The sequence below is a fragment of the uncultured Ralstonia sp. genome (assembly GCA_913056305.1).
Taxonomy (GTDB): Bacteria; Pseudomonadota; Gammaproteobacteria; order Burkholderiales; family Burkholderiaceae; genus Ralstonia.
In genome coordinates, this window is record CAJXMR010000010.1 from 50,950 (window position 1) to 58,208 (window position 7,259).

Annotated in this window: 6 protein-coding genes; 4 read left to right on the forward strand and 2 right to left on the reverse strand. The window is 67.6% G+C overall.

Features of this window, described 5'->3' with window-relative positions; translation table 11 throughout:
- Window positions 1-86: 86 nt before the first annotated feature.
- Window positions 87-2,132, reverse strand: a complete 2,046-nt coding sequence (locus tag QZ609_RS03470) for an NADPH-dependent 2,4-dienoyl-CoA reductase (RefSeq protein ID WP_295491129.1) — start codon at window positions 2,130-2,132, stop codon at window positions 87-89.
- Between the two features lie 97 nt (window positions 2,133-2,229).
- Window positions 2,230-2,484 (reverse strand): hypothetical protein, encoded by a 255-nt coding sequence (locus QZ609_RS03475; protein ID WP_295491158.1) that lies wholly within the window; start codon window positions 2,482-2,484, stop codon window positions 2,230-2,232.
- On the opposite strand from QZ609_RS03475, the gene QZ609_RS03480 reads away from it, so the two are divergent.
- The 4 genes from QZ609_RS03480 to QZ609_RS03495 all read left to right on the forward strand — a co-directional run.
- Complete coding sequence (locus tag QZ609_RS03480) at window positions 2,483-3,478, forward strand: tyrosine-type recombinase/integrase (protein ID WP_295491132.1); 996 nt, start codon at window positions 2,483-2,485, stop codon at window positions 3,476-3,478. The genes QZ609_RS03475 and QZ609_RS03480 overlap by 2 nt on opposite strands.
- Window positions 3,479-3,642: 164 nt before the next feature.
- Window positions 3,643-4,668: a UDP-glucose 4-epimerase GalE gene (gene galE / locus QZ609_RS03485; protein WP_295491134.1), complete on the forward strand. Its 1,026-nt coding sequence runs from the start codon at window positions 3,643-3,645 to the stop codon at window positions 4,666-4,668.
- Between the two features lie 50 nt (window positions 4,669-4,718).
- Complete coding sequence (locus QZ609_RS03490) at window positions 4,719-6,149, forward strand: PAS domain-containing protein (RefSeq protein WP_295491137.1); 1,431 nt, start codon at window positions 4,719-4,721, stop codon at window positions 6,147-6,149.
- A 134-nt stretch (window positions 6,150-6,283) separates the two neighbouring features.
- On the forward strand, window positions 6,284-7,259 hold a 976-nt coding region (locus tag QZ609_RS03495; protein WP_295491139.1), incomplete at its 3' end, for a methyl-accepting chemotaxis protein.

The window sequence follows — 7,259 nt, forward strand, 5'->3', positions numbered from 1 at the left end:
TGGGCACCCGTGTAAAAGCGCGGTTTTGATGCAAATCCTTTACATCCCGCGCGAGCGGTGGCCACCGCACCCGGCGTGCTTTCGCCTCAGAGCGACGCGGCCAGCCGCGTGCCCTGGTCGATGGCGCGTTTGGCATCAAGCTCGCGCGCCTCGTCCGCGCCGCCGATCACGTGCACCTTGGCACCGCCCGCCTGCAGCGGTTCGACCAGCTCGCGCAGCGGCTCCTGGCCAGCGCACAGCACGATGGAATCGACCGGCAGCCATTCAGCAGCTTCGCGTTTGTCGCCGTAGCTCACCAGCAGGCCCTCGTCGCCAATGCGCTCGTAGTTGACGCCGCCGACCATGCGCACGCCCATGTTCTTCAGGCTGGTGCGATGGATCCAGCCAGTGGTCTTGCCCAGGCCCGCGCCCAGCTTGCCGGCGCGCCGCTGCAGCAGCACGATCTCGCGCGCGGGCGCTTCGGGCTGCGCACGGATGCCATCCACGCCGCCGCGCACCTCGGTCGGATCGCCAACGCCCCATTCGGTGCGCCACGTGGGCAGGTCCAGCGTGGGCGAGTGGCCATCAAGCGCCAGGAACTCCGCCACGTCAAAGCCGATGCCGCCCGCGCCGACGATCGCCACGCGCTTGCCCACCGGCTTGCGATGGCGCAGCACGTCGATGTAGGAGAGCACGCTCGGGTGATCCTGCCCCGGGATCTTCGGATTGCGCGGCGACACGCCCGTCGCGATGACGATGGCGTCGTACTTGGCTGCAAGCAGTTGCTGCGCGTCGACACGCGCGCCCAGGCGCAGCGCCACGCCGGTCGCCTCCACGCGGCGCGTGAAGTAGCGCAGCATCTCGTGGAACTCTTCCTTGCCGGGAACCGTCTTGGCCATGTTCAACTGGCCGCCCAGCTCGGGCGCGGCGTCGTACAGGTCAACGGCATGACCGCGCTCGGCCAGCGTGATCGACGCCGACAAGCCTGCCGGCCCCGCGCCCACCACGGCAAAGCGTCGGCGGGCGGGCGTCGGGCGGATGACGAGTTCGGTCTCGTGGCACGCACGCGGGTTGACCAGGCAGCTCGCGGTCTTGGCCTTGAAGGCGTGGTCCAGGCACGCCTGGTTGCAGGCGATGCAGGTGTTGATGTCCTGCGCGCGATTTGTCGCTGCCTTGCGCACGAAGTCGGGGTCGGCCAGCAGCGGGCGTGCCATCGACACCATGTCGGCGCAGCCATCGGCCAGCACGCTCTCTGCCACCTCCGGCGTGTTGATGCGGTTGGACGTGACCAGCGGAATGCCGACCTCGCCCTTCATCTTTTGCGTCACCCAGGCGAAGGCCGCGCGCGGCACGCTGGTCGCAATGGTCGGGATGCGCGCCTCGTGCCAGCCGATGCCGGTATTGATGATGGTGGCGCCGGCGCGCTCGACCGCCTTGGCCAGTTGCACGACTTCTTCCCACGAGCTGCCGTCGGGGATCAGGTCGATCATCGACAGGCGGTAGATGATGATGAAGTCGCGGCCGACGGCTTCGCGCGTGCGCTGGACGATCTCCACCGGAAGGCGCATGCGGTTGGCATAGCTGCCGCCCCAGTCGTCGGTGCGCTTGTTGGTGTGGGTGACGAGGAACTGGTTGATGAAGTAGCCCTCGGAACCCATGATCTCGACGCCGTCGTAGCCGGCCTCGCGGGCCAGCACGGCGCAGCGCACGAAGGCGCGGATCTGGCGTTCGATGCCGCGTGCCGACAACTCGCGCGGCGTGAACGGGCTGATGGGTGAGCGCAGCGCGGTGGGCGCGACCGCAAACGGGTGGTAGCCGTAGCGGCCGGTGTGCAGGATCTGCAGCGCGATCTTGCCGCCTTCCTGGTGCACGGCGTCGGTCACGGCGCGGTGATGGCGGGCGGCGCCGTGCGTGGCCAGGCGCCCGGCAAACGGCTTGGTCCAGCCCGCGATGTTCGGCGCGAAGCCGCCGGTGACCATCAGGCCGACATCACCCCGTGCGCGTTCGGCAAAGTAGGCGGCCAGGCGATCGAAGTGGTTGCCGTCTTCCAGCCCGGTGTGCATCGAGCCCATCAGCACGCGGTTCTTGAGCGTGGTGAAGCCGAGATCGAGCGGGGCGAGCAGGTGGGGGTAGGGCGTGGAGGGTGCGGACATGGGGCCGGCGCGTCTGTGGTGTGGGAACGCGCCGGACGGTAGCACCCTGACACCCGTTGGAACAACAGGGCAGGGTTCTAGTTTTACAGGGTGCGCGTCAGGGCTTGTCCTGCTCCGGTGCGGGCTTGCCGAGCAGCTTGTTCAGCAGTTTGCTTTGCTGCGTCGCCTTGTTGGCGCCCTGACCGGGCTTGCCGGCGCGCTGGCCATCGCGCTTGAGGCTGTTGTTGATCTTGAGGCCCTTGAGTTTTTCGAGGTCGGTTTTCTTCACGATGCGATCCAATAACGGCGTGTTACGCTCGGCAGGATACGCTAAATGCCCGCACGGGCTCGCGATCGCCCGTTTTTCCTGCATGTCTGCTGCCCCATCGCCACACCTCGCGCCACCCGCCACGTCGTCGCCGGATCTCTTCCAGCCCAGCCTGCGGGATTGGGCAGATCAGCCCGCGCAAGCCTTCGAGCACTGGCTGGCCGCACGCGGCTATCGCGAGTCGTCGGCCACGGTGTACCGCGCGATGTGGCGCAAATGGCTGCGCTGGACGGAATCGCATCAGCGCGCGCTGGCCGACTGGAGCGCGGGCGACATCGCCGCCTTTCTCGACGAATCCGGCCTCACCAAGCTGCACCGCTACCGCTACGCGCGCCTGATCGAGCGCGTCTTCCATCAGCTGGAGTTGCTGCGCACCGGCACGCATAACCCGGCCAGCTCGGCGGTGCGCCAGAAGCTGGCCGAGGGCGAGAACGATCCGACCACCTTCCTGTCGACGACCGAGCGCGGGGCCATCGAGGCCTCGCTGGAGGTGGGCGCGCGTGCCGGCGAGGCCGCGGCCAACGCCAGTGCCTTCAAGCTGGCGCGCGATCGGGCGCTGGTGGCGGTGTGTCATGGCGCGGGGCTCAAGGTGGCGCAGGTGCAATCGCTGCTGCTGCGCCAGGTGGGCGACGCGCTGGAGACCATCACCGTCGAGCCGGTGCGCGGGCCATCGTATGTGGCGCCGCTGCTCGAGCGGGCGCGCCCGGCATTGGCCGCCTGGCTCGCCGTGCGCGGCCACGCCGAGGTGCCCGGTGAGCGCATCTTCGTGGCCGATGCCAGCGGACGCGTCATGCACGCGGCGTCGGTGTACCGGCGTGTGGAGGCATGGCTGGCGGCGCTGCCGGCATTGGTGCATCGCAGCGAACGGCTCTCGCCGCAAACGCTGCGCAACGGTTATGCCGCGGCGCTGTTCGATGCGGGGGCGGCCCCGGCTGAAGTGGGGTATGCGCTCGGCCTGCGCGACCAGACCTCGGCATGGCGCCTGCGCGGGGCGTACACCGAGTGGCTGGCGGCCAACCACCCAGGGCCCGCGTCGTAACGCCATTTTTTTGGCATTTCGGTCCGTAATCCCTTGCTGCGCTTTGCTATGATCGCGCTGTCTCGTCGGCTCGCCAGGCCGTGGCCGGCCAGACCACCGATGCCGCGCGCGGGCACCACACAAGCGCGGCACGAACCGCTCTCTTCCTCGAACCCCTGCACGCAATGAACGAAACCATTCTGCTGACCGGCGCCACCGGCTATATCGCCTCGCACACCTGGGTTGAACTGCTGGATGCGGGCTACCAGGTGATCGGCCTGGACAACCTGTGCAACAGCAGCGCGACGGTGCTGGCGCGCATCGAGCAGATCACCGCCAAGACGCCCAAATTCGTACAGGGCGACGTGCGCGACCGCCGCCTGCTCGATGACCTGTTTGCCAGCACGCGCATTTCGGCGGTCATCCACTTCGCGGCGCTCAAATCGGTGGGTGAATCGGTGCAGAAGCCGCTGGCCTACTACGACAACAACCTCGGCGGGCTGGTGACGCTGTGCGCCGCCATGGCCCATGCCAACGTGCGGCAACTGGTGTTCAGCTCGTCGGCCACGGTGTACGGCAATCCGCATACGGTGCCGATCACCGAATCGTTTCCGCTGTCGGCCACCAACCCGTACGGCCAGACCAAGGTGATGGGCGAGCAGGTGCTGCGCGACCTGGAGATTTCCAACGCGGCCTGGCAGATCGGCCATCTGCGCTACTTCAACCCGGTGGGCGCGCACCATAGCGGCCTGATCGGTGAGGACCCGCGCGGCATTCCCAACAACCTGATGCCGTACGTGGCGCAGGTGGCCGTCGGCAAGCGCGAGAAACTGTCCATCTATGGCGGCGACTGGCCGACGCCCGACGGCACCGGCGTGCGCGACTACATCCATGTGGTGGATCTGGCACGCGGGCACTTGAGCGCACTGGACGTGCTGCGCCGTGATGGCCGCGGCTTTACCGTCAACCTGGGCACCGGCCGGGGCTACTCGGTGCTCGAAGTCGTTGCGGCGTACCAACGCGCGAGCGGCCGCCCGGTGCCCTATGAAATTGTCGCGCGCCGCTCCGGCGACATCGCCGCATGCTATGCCGATCCGGCTCTGGCCGCGTCGCTGCTGGGTTGGCGCGCCCAGTACGGCATCGAGCGCATGTGCGAAGACTCCTGGCGCTGGCAAAGCATGAATCCGGACGGCTTTCAGACGCGCGGCTGATCCATTACCCTCTCGGTTCTGTGTAGACCAAAAAGACGAGGCACCCTGCTGTGGATGATGTGCTTGTCGCTCACCTGACCGACGTGCTTGCGGGCATGCTGTCGCCCGTGCTGCTGCCGTTCTTGACCGCGTGCGGAGTGGGCGCGTTGCTGCTGCGGCTGTTCGACGAGCTGCGCGGTGAATCCACGGGTCGCGCGCGCCTGTCGTGGGTATTCTCGGTGCTGGTGGTGGCGACCGGTTTGTGGGCGGCATCGCTGCTGCCGCTTGCCACACATTGGCCCTTGCGCGAGATGCCGTCGATCCTGGTGCCGACCCTTGCCGCGTTCGGCTGGTGCATCGCCGCAGCGGCGCTGTGGTGCGTGCTGGGGATGCGTTCGGGCACGGGAGCCGTCCGCACGCTGCTGATGGCGTTGCTGCTGGGGGTCTGCGGGCCCGTCATGCTGTTGATCCAGGCCGGCATCAGCACCCTGGCCGAGACGGCCCTGCCGGACGCGGGATTGCTCGGCATCGTTATCGTGCTCTCGTCGCTGGCCTGTGCGGCGGCGCTGCAGTTTGCGCTGTCTTCTCCGCCAGGCGTGGCGCGGGCTCCCTCCATGAGCCTGTTGGTGAGCGTGCTGCTGGGGATCGGCCTGTCGCTGAGTGCGGAGTTTGCCGCGCCGCTGCTTGGCTCGGCACGCGCGGACGCCGCAACCGAGGCGCCGGCGTGGATCCGTCTGGCGTTGATAGCCGGCGTGGTCGTCACGTTGCTGGCCGTGTTCCTGCGGGGCTTTCGTGACCGGTCCGAGGGGGAGCTGTCGGCAGCCATCGTCACGCGCGAGATTCGTCGCCGCAAGGAAACCATGCAGGCGCTCAATGACCTGGAGCAGAGCTACCGCCAGCGCGAGGCTGAACTGACCGCCCGGCACCAGCTGCTGCTGGACGGCGCCCACGTCGGCCTGTGGGAGTTCGACCTGGTCACGCGCGGGGCGCATTTCTCCGAACGCTTTGCCGGCATGCTCGGCTACTCGCTCAAGGAGATCGGTCCCAGCACGAGCGAATACCTGCGGTTGGTCCACCCGGACGATCTGCCGCTGGTCCTCAACCGCATCCAGGCGCTCGTCGACGGCGATGCGCCAACGTATGTCGCGGAATTCCGCATGCGCCACAAGGATGGCAGCTACCGGCGCATCCAGGCGAGCGGCGTCGCCCTGCGCGACGCCAATGGTCGGGCCGTGCGCATGGCGGGTGCCCATTCCGAGATCGTTGCGCAGGCAGCGGTTTCCGAGCCGGCGCTGCTGGCACCCGAAACGGACAGCGATGCTGCGCCGGATTTCACGTTCAAGCGTCAGGGGCTGTGGGAGTCGTGGTCGCCGCTGGAGCATGCTGCGGAATCGGATTCCACCGCGCCGGCAAACCCTGCCCAGGCACCGACACCCGCACAAGCCGAGGCCCCGTCGGGCGACGGCACCTTCCCGACCATCGACCCCAACGCGCTGCGCTGAGCCAAGCGGCTCCTTGTCTATGCGCGCTGCTCAAGTTTCTTCCGCACCCGCCCGTTAGTCCACAGGAGCGCGTGGAATCGCGCCGGGGAGCACCGCGCCTTCTGCGCGGTCTGGGTCATGCCTGGGAGGGAACAATGAATCGACTCACGCTTCGACAGAAGCTGTGGCTGCCGCTCGTGCTGAGCTGGCTCGGGTTGCTGGCAATTGCACTGTGGAGCGCCTGGAGCGCGCGCACGGTGCGCATGGAGGAGCGGCAGCGCGACCTCCAGAACGTGAGCGCCACGGCGTTCAGCGTCATCAAGGAATACGCTCAGCTTGCGCAGGAAGGCAAGATGACCGTGGACGAAGCCAAGGCCCAGTCGATGGCGCGCCTGAAGGACATGCGCTACGGTACCGACGGCTACTTCTCGCTGTCCAGGAGCGACACCGTCTCGGTCATGCATCCGTTCAAGCCAGAGATGGTCGGCAAGAACATGTCAGCCGCGACCGACCCGGCCGGCAACCACCTGTTTTCCGATATCGCGCGCACGGCCAAAGCCGGCGGCGGGTTCGTGCGTTACCTGTGGCCGAAGCCCGGCAGCACCACGCCGGAGCCCAAGCTGACGTACGTGGCCTATTACGAGCCGTGGGATTGGTCGATGACGACCGGCCTGTATGTCGATGACGTCGATGCGGCGTTCCGTACCTCGTTGATGCAGTCGCTCGGGTTGCTGCTGGGTGTGGGCGCGGTGATGACGCTGGTGGTTGTCACGGTCACGCGCGGCCTGCAGCGCCAGCTTGGTGGTGAGCCAGCCTATGCCGCCGACATCGCCGCCCGTATCGCCGCCGGCGATCTGGCTTTGCGCGTCGAAACGCGCCCGGGTGACCAGGACAGCATGCTGTACGCCATGGCGCAGATGCAGCGCGAGCTGACCGGCACCATCGGCCATATCAAGAGCTCGGCGGATTCGATCGCCAGCGCCACCAAGCAGATCGCTGCGGGCAATGCGGACCTGTCGCAACGCACGGAGCAGCAGGCCTCGTCGCTGGAGGAGACGGCATCCAGCATGGAAGAGCTGACCTCGATCGTGAAGCAGAACGCCGACAACGCGCGCCAGGCCAGCACGCTGG